Here is a 16,722-nt window from a genome sequence, read left to right as displayed (position 1 = left end):
ATTTTAGGAGGGTTTATGCATAATGCAATAGAACAAAATAATCTTAGTGAGGTTAAAGAGCTTATTAGAAATGGAGCAAGTCTTCACATTAGAGATGTAAGTGGCAGAAAGCCTATGCATTCAGCTGCCAAGTTTGGTCGTAATAATATTATAGAGTTTTTTTTAAGCAAAAAAATGAATATTGATGATGTTAACAGTAATGACAGTACACCATTACACTTTGCTGCTAGATATGGTCAGTTAGATACTGTAAAGTTTCTTGTAGGCAAAGGAGCTAACATTAATTTTAAGGATGGAATCGGTGGCAAAAAACCCATACATAGTGCTATCATTGGAGGTCATAAAAATATTGTGGAGTTCTTATTAAGCAAGGGAGTTAGTGTTAATGATACTGATGAAATTGGTAGAACCACATTACACTATGCTGCATCTGAGGATACATTAGATATAGCAAAATTTCTAATTGATAAAGGGGCTAATATTTATGCTAATAATACTTATGGTCACGAGCCTATACATCTTGCTGCTTACGCAGGGCACGTAAATATTATAGATTTGTTCTTAAGTAAGGGAGTAAGCATTGAAAATACCAATAAAAATGGTTTAACCCCACTACACTATGCTGCTCGATTTGATCACTTAGATCTTACAAAGTTTCTAATTAATAAAGGAGCTAATATTCATGCTAAAACCATTAAGGGTCAAAAACCTATACATCTTGCCGCTCGTGGAGGGTACAAAACTGCTAATACTGCTAATATTGTAAAGTGCTTCTTAAGCAGCGGAGTAAGTATTAATGATACTGATACAAATGGTTTGACTCCGCTACATTATGCTGCCAAACATGCTGAATTGGAGGCTGTAAAACTGCTAATAGATGAAGGGGCTGATATTCATGCTAAAACTGTTGATGGTCAAAAGCCTATACATCTTGCAGCTCGTGGAGGAGGACGCACAACCCCTAATGTTATAGAGTTATTCTTAAACAAGGGAGTAAGCATTAATGAAATTGATGCAAATGGTTTGACTCTGCTACACTATACTGCTGGTGTTGATGGGTATTTTAAAGAAAGCACTGCAAGGTTTCTAATTAATAAAGGTGCCAATACTCAAATTAAAGATAATAATGGTAAAACACCTTTAGATCTTGCTAGAGAAACTGGACGTATGGGAATTGCAAGTATGTTAAGTACTACAAAAGTGACGGATGTATCGTTACAACAGCACTCTGGATCGAGTAAATTTCCTAGTAGAGGTAGATTGTTTTGAAAAGAATAGCAGAGAAAAACTTTATCTATTTGAAGTAGAAGATTATCATTAATTTTAAATTAATTACTGGAATGTTCAAAAAAGTGTGTCAAACCGAGAAGTAAAATATAATTGAGATAAAAATGCAGGTTTGACATGAGTCAAGTAAATGGAACTACTGGATTGATAGACTATTTGGTTTTATTTTTTTTCAAACTATAAGTCCAACGTATATCAGTAAATAGAGTAGACGAAAATTAAAGTAATCTATGTGATAATAGAAAGGTTTTTCTTATTTCATCATAATTTTACAGATGTATAGTGTTTCTTTATTTAGAATTTTTATTTTCGCTCTTTTTTTTTATTTGCCACTTCTTGCACAAGAAAAGCTGGGTGTTTTTTACGATCCAGAAAGTGATTTGCAGCTACCAATAACTGGTAATATGATTATAGATGATGATAGTACTGCCCTGATAGCTCATTACGAAAATGACTCTCTCATAAAAAACTCAAAAAAAGTTGTCTCATTCGAAATTGATAAGTCTGATATCTGCCACTATTACATAAGAGGAGATGTGCTAATTAGCAAGGGTGATGTTTCAGAAGAAACATGTTATAGTAGTTACCCAACATGTATGAATTACGAACGTCATGTTAACAGTACAGGAAAAGTGTTACCAGATAAAATATTGATAGATGGGTATCACTTTATATATCTTTATGCAGGTGAAGGTGCAGCAGGTACCGCTTATGGTACATATATATACAGAGGTATGATTGATGGCAAGTGCGTTTTCTTTGACATTCACTCACGTATGACAAATCCTTATAACTACTTAGACACTACTGACGATGTATATTTTTTACAAAATGTATATCGCTCTTTTAATGATGATATTGAAACTGTGAATAATATTATAAGAAATGCAAAATTTAATATTAGTGAATAAGTCTATTAAAAGGTAAAAAAAGGATTACTTGCTGTGATCCCTATAAAAGTTTTTGTTACTTGTTGGTTAAATTAAAGGGCCAATAATATTGTAGAAAATTTTAGACTTGAAATAGTTTTCAATAAAAGCCTCTTGATAAGGTCAATCTGATCTTTCATTTTTTTAAATTCTGTTTTTATCATACGCTTATTAATTCTTCTGCAAGTAAAATGCTATTAATTTAGCAAAACATATTATTAAGATATCAAGCAAAATAACTATTTTTAGCACTCAAAATCAGCTAATGAGAGAAGAGTTTGTTTTGGGATCTCATGGTCTACCAAACGATACATACGAACTTTTTAATATAGTGATTTCATTATACGCTAAAACTAACCATATTGGCTCACTTTCGCTAAATCTACATACGAACTAATTTGCCTGATTTTGTTGCAAAATTTTACATCTTTATTTTCACAATCCTGCTTTTATTTGAGCTGCTCTCACAAATGTATGTACTTTTTTGCGATTTTTAAAAGAGTAAATGATCAAATTTGTTGTAACGCTATAGAATCCAGTATTTTCTGCAAACTATAATATAGTTCAGTTAATATATTAGTAAAGTTGATAATTGTAAAATAATTTGTTATAATTGTTAATTAAATAACATTAGTAGGTAAAAATGATTTTCAGTCAGTATGTTGAAGGCAACAGATTACATTTGTATGATAAAAAAGTAGATATCAATAATTTGATAAGCTATTTGCAAGAGAACAAAAATATTAAAGAACTTTCTCTCAGTTCGTGTAAGATTGGTAACGAAGGAGCAAAAGCTTTAGCTAATGGTAATCTTACAAACCTTACTCAACTTAATTTAAGTTACAATAATATTGATAAAGAAGGAGCAAAAGCTTTAGCTAATGGTAATCTTACAAACCTTACTCAACTTAATTTAAGTTTCAATAATATTGATAAAGAAGGAGCAAAAGCTTTAGCTGATAGTAACCTTAAAAACCTTACTCAACTTAATTTAAGTTTCAATAAGATTGGTAACGAAGGAGCAAAAGCTTTAGCTGATGGTAATCTTACAAACCTTACTCAACTTGATTTAAGTGTCAATATTATTGGTAAAGAAGGAGCAAAAGCTTTAGCTAATCTTAAAAACCTTACTCAACTTAATTTAAGTTTCAATAATATTGATAAAGAAGGAGCAAAAGCTTTAGCTGATAGTAATCTTAAAAACCTTACTCAACTTAATTTGGCGGATAATAATATTGGTAACGAAGGAGCAAAAGCTTTAGCTGATGGTAATCTTACAAAGCTTACTCGACTTTATTTAACTAAAAACAATATTGCTAACGAAGGAGCAGAAGCTTTAGCTAATGGTAATCTTACAAAGCTTACTCGACTTTATTTAAGTTACAATAATATTGGTGCAGAAGGAGTAGAAGCTTTAGCTGATGGTAATCTTACAAAGCTTACTCGACTTTATTTAAATGACAATAATATTGATGCAAAAGGAGCAAAAGCTTTAGCCGAATCTGAGAAATACTGCGAATTCATAGATAAAATTACTCATATAAAAGGTAATAACGAACCTATGGGTTTTTGTAAACGTCTGAAAAAATCATGGTCTCAAGCAAGAGCAAAATCTAAGAGTAATGTTCGCAAGCTAGATGAAAGCACTATAAGAAGTTTGTTTTTTGATCTTGCACAACACGGTTATACAGGGGGAATAGAGGTTTTGCTGGATGACTATGATAAATATCCTTTTCTAATTAATTCAAGAAATGAGCAAGGACACACACTATCTCATTTCTATAATCACGACCCTGGAATGCAAAGATTTTTCTTTGAACGTGGTATGATACCTAAACAAAGACCTGAACAAAAAAGAGATGACTTGCGCATTGCACGAGATAGCCAATCTGTCCATGCAAGTCCAGTAGTTAAAAAAACAAACTTTCTTGCTAAAAAACTGGTTGCATCGACGAAAGCAGATGAAGAACAGTTAAAGCAAGCAGCGACTTCTTACGTAGAAAGTATAGAACTACTTAAACAATATCAGAATGATCCAATAAGACTAAATCTTCTTAGTGTAAATGACAAAGAAAAAAGAGATGTGATGGAGAAAACATTAGGTGATAATCCTGTGCCGAATGATAAAGATTTTATTGGGGATATTATTGATAAAGTTAAGGAAGCACTAAAAAAGAATTATTTAAAAAAGAACTCCCACGATGAATATGACCAAGGATATCCTACACAAGGATTACAATATGATTATACAAAAGATGATGCAAAAATTACTATACCCGAATCTATAGGCCGTATAAAACTACTCATTGATAATTTCAACATTCCACTGGAAGAGAAAAAAGAGTTGCTAGTTACTCTTATGGAAAAAAAACCAGAACTAGTAAGAGAAAAATTACCTATAATAAAAAAAGAACTTGGAAATAGCGGAATTTTTGATAAAGAACAATTTGATAAAAGAGAATTACATGAATTGTTAAATGGTATAGATGATAGTAAAAAAATAGATAAGTTATTTAAAGAAATCAGTGGTCTAGACATAGAAAAGGTCTGGAGAGAGCAAAAAGAGTTCATTCTTCTAAAACGAATATATATAGCGTCAACAACATATGGTGAAGGTCGCAGTGCCTGCATTCAAGGTACATGGACCCAAATTATTAATAGTATAGACGAAATTAGCTCTGAGATCTTGGAACAATATGATCATTATTTAAAAGAAGAACAAAAGCTAGAAGCACAAAAAGATGTTATTACAGAAGAGAACATTGAGCCATTTATGGAAGATTTAGCCAACAGATTAATTCAATATGTCAAGGATAACCCAGAGTTGAAAGAGGTTTTGCAAGATCACTTATCATACTTTAAACATATAGATGTTGATCATCCTGAGAAAGTTACGTTTGAACAGCAAAAAATTTTAGCAGAGATAAATAAGTACTTTAGCGTAAGTATTAAAAACGTTTTACCTAATTACAATAGAAATATACCAAATAGGGATGAATATCGCATCATCATCGATGGACTATTAAAAGTGGCGGTAATGAAAAACTTTGCAATAGCAGTTCAAGAGCAGTCTAATGCAGAAGATAATAGTAATAATTATGCAACTATTAGAGAGAGCAACACAGATGAAGAACCGTTAGTTCCAGAAAGGTTATACTCAGAAACTTCAGTTGTAGCAACAGATCAAACAAATGGTATTCAAAATAATAATCAACAGCCGAGTAATTTAAATAATGATGCTCCACGAAGTAAAGAAAAAAATAAACTGCCTACTGTATGTGCTTTCACATTAGCAATAGCTGGAATTGTTTCAGGAATAGCTATTGCAGTTTACTCAGGAATGTTAGCGGTAGGAATAGCAGTTGGAGTTTTTTGTCTAATTGCTGCTGAAATCATATACTATTGTAATAAGCCTTCAAAGTTACTTGAGAATAGCAATGCTGAAGTTATAGTGAATCAAATAACAGTGGAACGATTATAACTCAAGGTAAGGAGAAATAGCAGGAGGGTTGAGTTTGCTATCTATAAAAGGGAATGTTCAAAAAAGTGTGTCAAGCCGCATTTTTAGTTCAACTCAATTTTCAATCTATCTGGAAAGAAAATATCAAGTTGAGACATAGTTAAAGCCCAATTAGGTAGAGCCATAATCCACTTTTGCTCTACCTTTTTTATAGCACAATATACCTGTTTGTACAAGGCATTTGTACTAGTAAATGAACCCTTAGTTTTAGTAAATTTCCTGATTTGTCTATGCAACCCCTCAATTGGATTAGTGGTGTAAATCAGCTTCCTAACTGGCCCAGAATACTTAAAATAACTGGATAAGTTTTCCCAATTGTTCTGCCAGGATTTTATAACTAAAGGATACTTTTCTCCCCATTTTTCTTCCAGCTCAAGAAGATAATTCTCAGCAATTTCTTTACTTGAAGCACGATATATTTTTTTCAGATCATTCATGAAAACTTTCACTCGATACATATTTCAGAGAATTTCTTATCTGATGTACTATACATTTCTGCTTTAGGAAATACGCTATTTATAGCTGTAGGAAAGCTTTTTAACACAAGCTATCAGAATATCATCTACTCCTCTCTCCTTTAGGTCATTTATAGCCCTTCTCATAATAGTCCAAAAAGAGTAAGATATGGATTGATAGTAGTGGAAGGTAAGGATGCCAGTAGCAAATAGTTATGACTTAAGAAAAAAGGTAATGGAAGCATTGGATGAAGGAGAGAGTGGAGAAACTGTTATCCTTGATAATGCTACTTTTCATAAGTCTAATAAGATTTGCTAAAGGAGTTGGTGCAGAAATTTTATATCTTCCTCCATATTCTCCAGATTTTAACAAAATTGAACATTATTGGTTTGCTATAAAAAACAGAACCAGGAAAAACATTCCTTTATTCAAATCTTTTCGTCATGCTGTCGATTCTTCTTTCTTATGACCTTTTTGGACTATTATGGGAAGGGCTATAAATTTTTGAGAGAAAAAGGAGGAATAACAAAAAGTAGAGAACTGACGTGCTATGGAATAGAGGGGCTAGTGGGAGAAATAGCAGACATGTTGAATGGAAGCTATATGCCGGAACTAAAAATAATAGAGATAGGAGAAATAAGGAAGAGAGACAAATCGCTAATAAAGGAAGAATGTGAAAATTTAGCAAGCAAAATAATGAGCCAAGTAAATGAGATGATAGATGAGGTGGTGAAAAGGAGGGCTTAGAACCTGTCTTGAAAGGAGTTAATTGGCTAATTTAGTAAGCATAGAAGTAATCATATTAAATAAGATATTGTTTTTTGAAGTAAGAGGAGAATGTTCGTAATCCTTGCTCATGCGTCTAAAATTGGAAAGCCAGGCAAAGGTTCGTTCTACAATCCAACGTTTAGGAATAACTTGAAATCCTGTATCAACCAATTTCTTGGTAATCGTTAGCAAACATCCAGTTTCCAACAAACATCGATTTTGTAATTTACCTTTATACCCTTGATCAGCAAAAAACCTACGTAATGTTGGAGCTTTGCATTTAGCTTGAACAAAAAGATTGGTAGCACCATCACGGTCCTGAATGCTTGCGCTGTGTACTTCTGCAGTAATTACAAGACCTAGTGTATCTACAATAATATGACGTTTTCTACCCTTTATTTTTTTACCGGCATCATATCCTCTTGATCCCCTTTTTGAGTCGTTTTCACTGATTGACTGTCAATTATACCTACTGAAGGTGTTTCATTTTTGCCAACCATTTTTCTTACCTCTTTTACTAGCATGTCATGTATTTTTTTCAATTTTCCATTATTACGCCACCTGAGAAAATAGTCATACACCGTTTTCCATGGAGGAAAATCTTTTGGTAGCATTCTCCACTGGCAACCACCCCTCATTATGTACCTTATTGCATTAATAATTGTTCTTATGTTATGTTTTCTTGGTCGTCCTATCGCTCCTTGTGCAACATAGGGCTCTAAAATTTCCCATTCCTTGTCACTTATATCACTTGGATACAACTTACCCTCCTATTTTTTGCTTACCTCATCATACTCTTTTCTTCATTACCTTTCAAGACAGGTTCTAAGATCATTAACAGAAGATATCGTTTATGATGAGTTAAAAAGTACTAAATTACATATTGAAGTATTAGAGCTTTATGAACAACTGTGTAAATCAGGAGTTGATAAGGAATACCACAAGAAATATGCCGATCATCTCAAGATTTGTGCTCATCAATTGTATAATCAAAAGTCTTTTGATAAAGCACTATCCTATGTCGAAAAACTTATAAAAACTTGTGAATATTTAGGTAGAGGTGAAGAAATTAATCGGTACATGAAAGCGAAAAACGAACTTGTAGATTTGTTGGATCAGCCTGGTGCAACAGCTTCAAATACTCCTACTAATGCAACTTCAAAGGGATCAGTTAGTGCAACAGCTCCAAATACTCCTACTAATGCAACTTCAAAGGGATCAGTTAGTGCAACAGCTCCAAATACTCCTACTAATGCAACTTCAAAGGGACCAGTTGGTGTAATAGCTTCAAATACTTCTACTGTTCGAACACCGAGGAATAAGAATTTTTATCGTGAGAGTCTAGAGAAGACACCAAGTCGTTATTCTACTCCAGAGAAGGCCTTTCAGGAGGCAGATTCTCGTGCGGTAAAATACCATTTGTCAAGAGGTCAACTAAACCCCGACACTATGAATAAAGGTATTCACTCATTTTGTACCTTAGGTCAATTACAGAGATTACAGAGAATGATAAAAGTAATTCCTAATATTGATTTTTTTGAAGAAAACGGCAACTTACCTATACATATTGCTACTATCAATGGTCACAAAGATTTAGTAGCACTACTTGTAGATAATAAGAATGAGAGGATAAATTCTAAAACTGAACACGGAAAAAGCGTTCTTGAATTAGCTATTGAAAATGATCAAAATGATATTATAGAATTACTTATCTCTAAGGGAGTTGATATTAACATGAAAACGAGCGATGATATTGAACCTATTGTTTTTGCTCTACGGAATAATAAAATAGATGCAGTGAAACTGCTTTTAAAGTCTAATAATATATTTTCTGAAAAAAAATCGATTAATAAGCATGATCAATATGGTAAGGCACCTATACATTATGCTGTTTCCATCGGTAACATGGATATACTAGAAGATTTGATAAAGATAGGTGCTAATATTGATAATTTAGATCTGTTAAACAAGTCACCTTTAGAGTTAGCGGATAATAATGGTCACATGGATGTTGTAAAAAAACTTCAGGATTTAGGTTGCCATAGTAATAAATTATTTGATAATAAAGAGAGGGATATGGTTTATGCCATCCAAAAAAATGACTTGCCTGTTATAAAAAAGCTCTTACCGGAAACAAATGGTAAATTTACCATCCCTGACTTATCTACTAAATACTGTACAATTGTACATCTTGCTGCTGGACTTGGTAAAAATGATGTATTGAATCTAATTATCAAAGAAAAAGGAAAGGATTTTTTTTGTAATCTTGCTTCTCAAAAAGATATTGAAGGCAATAAAGCTATGCATTTGGCAAGTCTTAGTGGTCAGGCCGATGTAATAGAGCTACTTATAGATAATTTTATTAGTGTCAGGGATAAAAATAATCAAGGAAAGACACCTTTGCACTTGGCTGCTGAAAATGGTAGAGGTGTTGCTGTAAAAATACTTCTAGAGCAAATGATTGATATTAATGAGCGCGACAGTGTGTCGTTGGAAACACCCTTAAACTTAGCTATTAAAAATGGGCACACTAATATAGCAATATCGCTTATAGAAAAAAAGGCTGATTTCTCTATTTGCAACTCAGAGGGAAACACACCTTTACATTTAGCTATTCTACATGATAACTATGATGTAGCAAGTTTACTTTTGACAAAAGAAGCTAGTGTTCATAGTCGCAACAAAAAAGGAAATACACCTTTACACTTAGCTGTTATGGAAAATAATCTTTCCATTGCAAAATTACTCCTGAAAAAAGGGGCTACTGTTGGTTGTACCAATTTTAGTCATCAGACACCTAGGGAATTGATTGATAGTTGTGAGATGGAAAAGTTATTTAATGATCACTTAAACAATAGCAGATCAACATTCCAATCAGAAAAACTATCTAGGAAAAGTCTTCTCACATCCTTTGATTTATCAAATGATTCTGGAATTGATCCTTCTAGTAGTATGGAGAGGTCAACAGTAGAAAGACATGATGGTTCTTCTAGAGGTAGAGGAGGAGGATTGTAATGGTTACACATAGAGTAGTATGAAGGCAATCTGTATAATGTTATCTGTGCTATTTATTGTTGTTTTCGATAGATTCTTGAGAGTAGCCATTTACAGAGGTAATAGAATTCTAAAGAGTGAAGATGAAGGCAAAATGTGCTTGTTTAATTTCATCTACCGAGGGACCAGTAGCTTTAAATACTGGCCTCAATTCATTTTGCTGTTTTGCAGTTATTATGTGGCCAGCTTTTAGGTTACCTTTTTGTTTCGTTTTATCTATTTTGTAATTGTTTGATTTCGTCAAGAGAGAGACCGGTAATTTGAGCTATAACATCAATAGATACACCGGCCTTGAGTGAGTTTTTTGCTACTTCGATTTTTTCTTCAATTTTACCTTCAATTTTACCTTTTTCACGGCCAATTTGGATGCCTTCTTGTCTACCTTTTTCTTGACCTACCCTAAGACCCTCATCAAATTTTTGAGCAAAAGCAGCAATCTCATCCATTATGCGTTTTTTCATTTGTTCATATGCTAGTAACTCTTCTTCTGACCAATTAAACTTATTCATCTCTTCATAAGCTCGTTTTATTATTACGTCACTACCAACTATTTTATCTAGGTCCTCTTCGCTTGTTTCTGCTGCATATCGGAAAAAATAACACCATTTTTCTACTATATTTTCTAATTGATCTTCCTTCGTCTTTGTAAATTTTGGTAATTCTATGAATACGAAGTAAAAATCCTTTAAGTCATGTTCAAAGCTATTTTGATCTAAAATGACATGATTAGATTTGTACTCAGACTTATCTGGAAAAATAATACAATCAGCAACAGCTATGAAGATAATTTCCTTGAGATTATGATAATTATCACCTTGATCAGCTTGACTTGAGTAGGCTTTAGCAGCATAATATTGAGCACGTTTTTCGAAGCCCTTGGTCTTAGTGAACTGCATTTCTATAATATATCTTGAACCTTGAGAGTCTTTACAAAGAACATCGACAATACTCTGCTTTTTAGCGGCAATCTCAGGATCCAAGATGGTAGCTAAGAATTCAACATCGTGAATAGCAGCTAAGCCAGTAAAGCCTAAAATATCGTTCAAGAAATGAATGAGAATATCTTTATTCTTCTCGGTGCCAAATATTCTTTTGAAGGCATAATCATTGCGCGCATCAAGAAATTTAGACAAAGCCATAGAAAATCCACTTAAAAAGTATTAATAATTATACACAATTTTGAAAAAATATTCAAGTTTTTTACATTCAGTTTATAAAACCTTACTTTTTTTAACTTTAGGATATGTTAAAGAAAAAACGGCTGTCAGAGATCATCCGAAAATTGCATTTTAGGCTTTAGATGTAGGTGTTTTGATCATCTTTCTATAACTGCCTTATAAAGCACCTTAAAACCCCAGCAAATGAATTAATGAGCTGTGAAGAGCTTAAAAATATTTATTTTCAGTGTGAGAGATTAACCTCCTAATAAAAATAAGAGCCCAAAAGCTCAATTACGATTTACCTAATATCGAGAGATACCGTCTCGTCAGTCAACAAAAAAATTATAAAAATTGAACCTTAAGCTGTATTGTAAAATCACAAAATACTGCCAACTGTTTAGTGGTATAAAGATTATTATAGTTAATGTATATGTTGATAAGTAAATTAGTTTTATATATAAGACAGCAGGAATTTACTTATCAACATATACATTAACCAACTACATTAAACGAATTTATATAAAATACTATTTTATATTAGATGGTAGCATCTTAAATTACTAAAACTTCAGTCAACCTCCTAGCCCTGTAGTTTTTAATATGGTCAGGATTAAAAGCACTTTTGGATCTCAGGATACCAAAAATAGTATGGAGTAGTTTACGCATTGCAGCACCAACGATGGCCATATTATGCTTACCCTTTTCCTTTAATCTTTGGCAAAAGCTCATAATGATAGGATTGTGATTCTTAGCTACTATAGCAGGAAAGAAAAGTGCCTTACATAATGTTCGCGAACCAACTTTACTTAATCTGGGCTTGGCATGTACAGATGAACCTGACGTTATGTTTCGTGGTATAACTCCTGCATATGCTGCCAATTGCCTGGCATCTCTAAAAGCCTTTATGTCAGGAACTTCAGCTAAAATAGCTATTGCTGATTCCTCTCCTATTCCTGGAATAGTTAATAAAAGTTGAAAATTTTCCAACAATTCTTTGTGCTGTTTTAGTAGTTCACGTACAGAGTTTTTTATTGTTTCTATTTTTTGTTCTATGTTCATTGCAAGGTCTTCCCAAGCATTTGCAACTTCTTTTGGCAGTCTCTCTTTTTTTTCTAAGTGGTTATTTACTAATGTCAATTCATCTTTTAACGCAGCCGAGCAGCGATAAAGATGTTTTAGTTTTTTCAATTCAGAAGAAGGCGGTGTCCAGCGAGAAGGTTCCTGTCTTTGGCAATAATCAGCAATAATTTCTGCATCAGTCTGATCATTCTTTTGTCGTACAAGCTTACTCCTCGCATAAGATTTAATACAATAAGGATTTATAACACTAACAAAATGCCCAGTATTGTGCAGAAATTCAGCCAAAGCTCCGCTATAACAACCAGTAGCTTCCATACAAGCTTTCACTTGTTCTACGTTATGTTTTTGTAGAAAGCTCAGTAGACCTTGAAACCCATTATCATCGTTCTTAAAGCTCCTTTTCCTAGCTTCACGTTTTCCTTTTTTGCTTATGAATGAAAGAAAGACATCAAAACGTTCTTTTGAAATGTCTATGCCTAAAAAATTGTTGATCATATATAACCCCGTACGTTACTATTAAAATGAAAAGTAAGGCTTACCTTGTGAATACAGAATTAGAACCACTTAGGTTTTTCTATGATACCGTCCAGCCTATACTTTTGAGCAGTTGTGTTAAAAGTCAATAGAAAAATTGATGTAGCTGTGAATAAATACTTAAAGTTGTGTGGACGTATTTATTCACAGCTACGCTAGTACTAGATAAAAGCAGAATTAGGACTATATTCCTTAGTGAACACTCTACCATCTCTTACTAAAGAGTTAGCAAGAATAAGTAATTTTCTCATGGCAGCAGTAGAAGCAACTTTATATGGTTTTTTGTATTGATCATATAGTCTATCAAAGAAGATTTTTATATAAGAATTGTACCTTTGTGCACTAAGGATACACATATACAAAACTGTTCTAATTTGTGATCTACCGCCTTGAATACACCTTTTTCCTTTACTAAAACCGCTGTCTCGATTAAATGGCGCAATTCCAGAAAGGCTAGATATTTCTTTATGTTTAAGAATTCCTAGTTCTGGCATGTAACAGATCATAGTAATAGCCAAGGTTTTACCGGCACCTGGTATACTAGTTATTGACATGTATTTTTTTTTAAGCTCTTGACTTTGATCAATTAATACCATCATTTCATCTTCCAAGATTTGAATTTGATTTTGCAAAATTACAAGCAATTCTTCTATTTGTTTGATTATGGATACATCGGTTATCTGGTGAGCTTGGGTTTTCTGTATCTTTGCCATTTCCACTAGTTGATTTCTGCGAGATAGTTTTTGCTTCAAACAATCAGTATTATTAACATTTAAAGGAGTAACACGCATGTCTGTATTATTAATATAACGTGAGATGATACTACAGTCTATTTTATCAGTTTTAGTACTAATACCAAGGCTTTTTGCGTAATCTCTAACCCATCTAGGTTGAATGACATATACTTCAAAACCATTGCTTAGTAAAGTGTAAGCGCATAGTTTTTCGTATCCACCAGTAGCTTCTAATCCAACTTTTGTTACATTATGCAAGTGTAGAAAGTCGAGCACTTGATCAATAGCTTGTACGTTATTTTCAAACGTTTTATAATAACCAAGTGGATGAATGTGGATGTCTAGTTTAGTTTTGCTAACATCAATGCCAGCAATAGTATTTGGTGAATTCATAATTCCTCCATAAAATAATATTGAATACTGCATTTTCCACCCTTATATACGAGCCTAAAAGCTCAATCAGTTGTTCGGAACTTTCAGTATATAAAACAGAGAAGAGAACCTTGCTCAAAAACGGTTCTTATAACCAAGAAGGGAAACGGTTCCTCTTCTCCATATGTCCTTATATTGCCATTCTATAACATTTATAAAGACTTGTTTTTAACATATAAGGAGGAAGCTCTTATCTCACGAGCAGATTCTTAATCTTGGACAGGTTTCAGAGTTCTTCCTCCTCCATCTAATATTTAAGCTTAAAACATTAGATGCTTTTTTCAAGATACAAGGACAGGTTTGTCAATCTCTCACACCTTACATTTTAAAATATTCAAAAAATAATATCAACATATTTCGGTAGCAAATTTACGTTGAATCTATATCCTGTAAGTATGGGCGAAAAAAAGAAGGTTACAATATATACAGATGGATGGAAATCCGGGGCCTGGTGGATAGGCAGCCGTGGTGATGTATGAAAATAAAAGTGTCTTTATCAAGAAACGTATCTCTGGAGGTGAAAACGAATAACAAAATGGAGTTAAAGGCTGTGATTAACGGGCTAAAGATGTTGAAAGTTTCTTGCAAAGTTGTTTTACACACTGATAGTCAGTATATTAAACAAGGTATAACAGAGTGGATCAACAAGTGGAAAACAAATGGTTGGAAGACAGCTGATAAAAAGCCAGTAAAGAACAAGGAATTATGGCAGGAACTAGATGAAGTTGCTTTGCAGCATGATATTAATTGGAAGTGGGTTAGAGCTCACAACGGTAATATGTACAACGAGGAGGAAAATAGACTTGCTAGAAAGGAATCTAAAAAGCTAAAATATAGAGATTGTGAGGTCAAAAAATCACCAAAAAATAGAGGGAACTCTAAGTTTCATAGATTGGGTGGGGTATTATGGCAATAATTCTTTTAGACACAAAAACTATAAATCGTATAGCAGCGGGAGAGGTAATAGAAAGGCCAGCGAGTGTAGTAAAGGAATTAGTAGAAAATGCAATAGATGCTGGAAGTTCAGAGATAGAGATCAAAATAGAAAGTGGTGGGCGCAATCTTATAACTGTGACAGATAATGGAAATGGAATAGAAAAGGAAGATTTGGAACTTGCCTTTATGCGCCACGCTACTTCAAAATTAAGCGATAGTGAGTTAATAGAAATCAAGCACCTTGGGTTCAGAGGAGAAGCTTTACCTTCAATTGCAGCAGTAAGTAGAATGAAATTATCGTCTAAGGCAAGTGGAGCAAAGGAAGCATGGTCTATAAGGTATGAGGGAGGAGAAAAAATAGAAGAGGTTATCCCTTGTTCTTTATTACAGGGTACATATATTGAAGTTCGTGACTTATTTTTTGCCACACCAAATAGACTAAAATTTCTAAAAACCGAGAGGGCAGAAACACAAAGCATTGTTGACATTGTAAATAACTTAGCAATGATTAACTACAGTATTGGGTTTACTCTCACTTCCGGTAATAAAAAGCTCTTAAAATATGCTAAACAAACTTCATTCTTTAACAGACTATGTGAAACAGAAGAAGAATTTCAGAGCAATTCGCTGGAAGTTAAAGAGGAAGAAGAAGGAATCAAACTTACGGGACACATCTGTAAACCAACTATTAGTTGTGGCAATTCAACTCAGATCTATACGTTTGTTAATGGAAGGCCAATAAAAGACAATCTACTTATTGGTGCAATTAGATATGCGTATCAAGATTTTATTCTAAGTGGGAGGTATCCTTTTGCAGTGTTGCACTTAGAGATACCATACGATCAAGTAGATGTAAATGTGCATCCAAATAAATCAGAAGTAAGGTTTCAGAACAAGAGGCTAGTATATGAAATAGTGAGAAGAGGGCTAATAAAAGCATTATCGACGAGAATAGGCACGTTCGCAGCAAGTGATGTTAAGTCTCAAAGTATTGAAGAGTTTGATAGTCAAGAGAAGGTTAATAGTGAAGAGAAAAAAAATCAAAAAGAGTTTTATGAGAAGAGGCCAAGTCTTTTAGAAAATCGTCTAATGAAAGAATTCAATGCACCAGATGAAAGAAGGCGAAGCTTACCAGAAACGTTTAAATATGGAGAATCTCTACCCCAAAAGGGAACGATGGTTTTAGAAAGGAAGCAAATTGATTTAATAGCGGATCATCCTCTAGGATATGCACGCTGTCAGGTCTACAATACTTACATTATTGCTGAGGCTAAAGGAAAATTAATTATAGTAGACCAGCACGCAGCCCATGAGAGATTAATACACGAGTGCTTAAAGCAAAAATCAAGCATAAAAAGACAAAAACTTCTTCCTGAAACAGTTGAAATTAAAAACCAAGCTGGAATGGGGATGGTTAAAACTTATAAAGATGAGCTTTTTGAAATGGGTTTTGATATTGAAATACAATCAGAAGATAAAGTAACGATAAAAGAAATACCTGCAATCTTGGGAACAATAGATATAAAAGAGATGCTAGTTGATATAGTAGATAAGTTAATGGAAATGGAAGATACGTTGCCAATAGAGGATAAGGTGAATAAAATATCAGCCACAATCGCTTGCCATGGAGCAGGAAGAAAAATGAAATTGGAAGAGATGAATGAGATACTAAGACAAATTGAGAAAACTCCATATCCTGGTCATGAAAGACCAACGTATATAGAAATGAAACTAAGTGATATAGAAAAATTGTTTGAAAGGAGATGAGTTCAGTTTGTCAAAAAGGTTCCCAATTAAGTATACGTAACAGCTCTTCTGGTTATGGAGTATAA

General features: G+C 33.3%; 9 protein-coding genes and 4 pseudogenes. 8 read left to right on the top strand and 5 right to left on the bottom strand.

From position 1 onward, the window contains the following. Positions 1-15: 15 nt before the first annotated feature. The 3 genes from ABWU56_RS02960 to ABWU56_RS02950 all read left to right on the top strand — a co-directional run bounded on the left by ABWU56_RS02960 (position 16) and on the right by ABWU56_RS02950 (position 5,697). Positions 16-1,269 (top strand): ankyrin repeat domain-containing protein, encoded by a 1,254-nt coding sequence (locus ABWU56_RS02960; protein WP_353281820.1) that lies wholly within the window; start codon positions 16-18, stop codon positions 1,267-1,269. Between the two features lie 344 nt (positions 1,270-1,613). Beyond that, entirely contained in the window at positions 1,614-2,198 is a 585-nt protein-coding gene (locus ABWU56_RS02955; RefSeq protein WP_353281818.1) for a hypothetical protein, read from the top strand. Positions 2,199-2,859: 661 nt separating this feature from the next. Next, on the top strand, positions 2,860-5,697 hold the full coding sequence (locus tag ABWU56_RS02950) for a hypothetical protein (protein ID WP_353281817.1): 2,838 nt from the start codon (positions 2,860-2,862) through the stop codon (positions 5,695-5,697). 83 nt (positions 5,698-5,780) lie between these two features. On the opposite strand, the pseudogene ABWU56_RS02945 reads toward ABWU56_RS02950, so the two are convergent. Then, positions 5,781-6,326: pseudogene (locus tag ABWU56_RS02945) on the bottom strand (transposase); the annotation flags it as partial. A gap of 121 nt (positions 6,327-6,447) precedes the next feature. Here ABWU56_RS02945 and ABWU56_RS02940 point away from each other — a divergent pair. Both ABWU56_RS02940 and ABWU56_RS02935 read left to right on the top strand, forming a co-directional pair. Further along, a pseudogene (locus ABWU56_RS02940) lies at positions 6,448-6,661 on the top strand (transposase); the annotation flags it as partial. 20 nt (positions 6,662-6,681) lie between these two features. Next, a pseudogene (locus ABWU56_RS02935) lies at positions 6,682-6,939 on the top strand (ankyrin repeat domain-containing protein); the annotation flags it as partial. Positions 6,940-6,957: 18 nt separating this feature from the next. Here the strand turns inward: ABWU56_RS02935 and ABWU56_RS02930 are convergent. Continuing rightward, positions 6,958-7,721 (bottom strand): IS5 family transposase gene (locus ABWU56_RS02930; protein WP_353281091.1). Its coding sequence is split into 2 segments (ribosomal slippage): positions 6,958-7,367 and positions 7,367-7,721, totalling 765 coding nucleotides; the frame shifts between segments, so codons are not numbered across the junction. Positions 7,722-7,737: 16 nt separating this feature from the next. On the opposite strand from ABWU56_RS02930, the gene ABWU56_RS02925 reads away from it, so the two are divergent. Then, the gene (locus ABWU56_RS02925; RefSeq protein ID WP_353281815.1) at positions 7,738-9,975 is read left to right on the top strand and encodes an ankyrin repeat domain-containing protein; all 2,238 of its coding nucleotides are present in this window, start codon (positions 7,738-7,740) and stop codon (positions 9,973-9,975) included. Between the two features lie 251 nt (positions 9,976-10,226). On the opposite strand, the gene ABWU56_RS02920 is transcribed toward ABWU56_RS02925, so the two are convergent. The 3 genes from ABWU56_RS02920 to ABWU56_RS02910 form a co-directional block, all read right to left on the bottom strand. Further along, positions 10,227-11,153: an Rpn family recombination-promoting nuclease/putative transposase gene (locus tag ABWU56_RS02920; RefSeq protein WP_353281814.1), complete on the bottom strand. Its 927-nt coding sequence runs from the start codon at positions 11,151-11,153 to the stop codon at positions 10,227-10,229. A gap of 573 nt (positions 11,154-11,726) precedes the next feature. After that, positions 11,727-12,749: an IS110 family transposase gene (locus ABWU56_RS02915; protein ID WP_264377700.1), complete on the bottom strand. Its 1,023-nt coding sequence runs from the start codon at positions 12,747-12,749 to the stop codon at positions 11,727-11,729. A gap of 200 nt (positions 12,750-12,949) precedes the next feature. Beyond that, positions 12,950-13,948 carry an IS110 family transposase gene (locus tag ABWU56_RS02910; RefSeq protein ID WP_353281245.1) on the bottom strand — a complete coding sequence of 333 codons (999 nt, stop codon included), beginning with the start codon at positions 13,946-13,948 and terminating at the stop codon, positions 12,950-12,952. A 401-nt stretch (positions 13,949-14,349) separates the two neighbouring features. On the opposite strand from ABWU56_RS02910, the pseudogene rnhA reads away from it, so the two are divergent. Then, positions 14,350-14,768: pseudogene (gene rnhA / locus ABWU56_RS02905) on the top strand (ribonuclease HI); the annotation flags it as partial. Positions 14,769-14,860: 92 nt separating this feature from the next. Further along, positions 14,861-16,657: a DNA mismatch repair endonuclease MutL gene (gene mutL / locus ABWU56_RS02900; RefSeq protein WP_353281239.1), complete on the top strand. Its 1,797-nt coding sequence runs from the start codon at positions 14,861-14,863 to the stop codon at positions 16,655-16,657. Positions 16,658-16,722 lie beyond the last annotated feature (65 nt).

This window comes from Wolbachia endosymbiont (group B) of Horisme vitalbata (genome assembly GCF_964028625.1).
GTDB lineage: Bacteria > Pseudomonadota > Alphaproteobacteria > Rickettsiales > Anaplasmataceae > Wolbachia.
The sequence above is the reverse complement of the archived record's forward strand: the minus strand, read 5'-3'. Positions and strand labels throughout refer to the sequence as shown.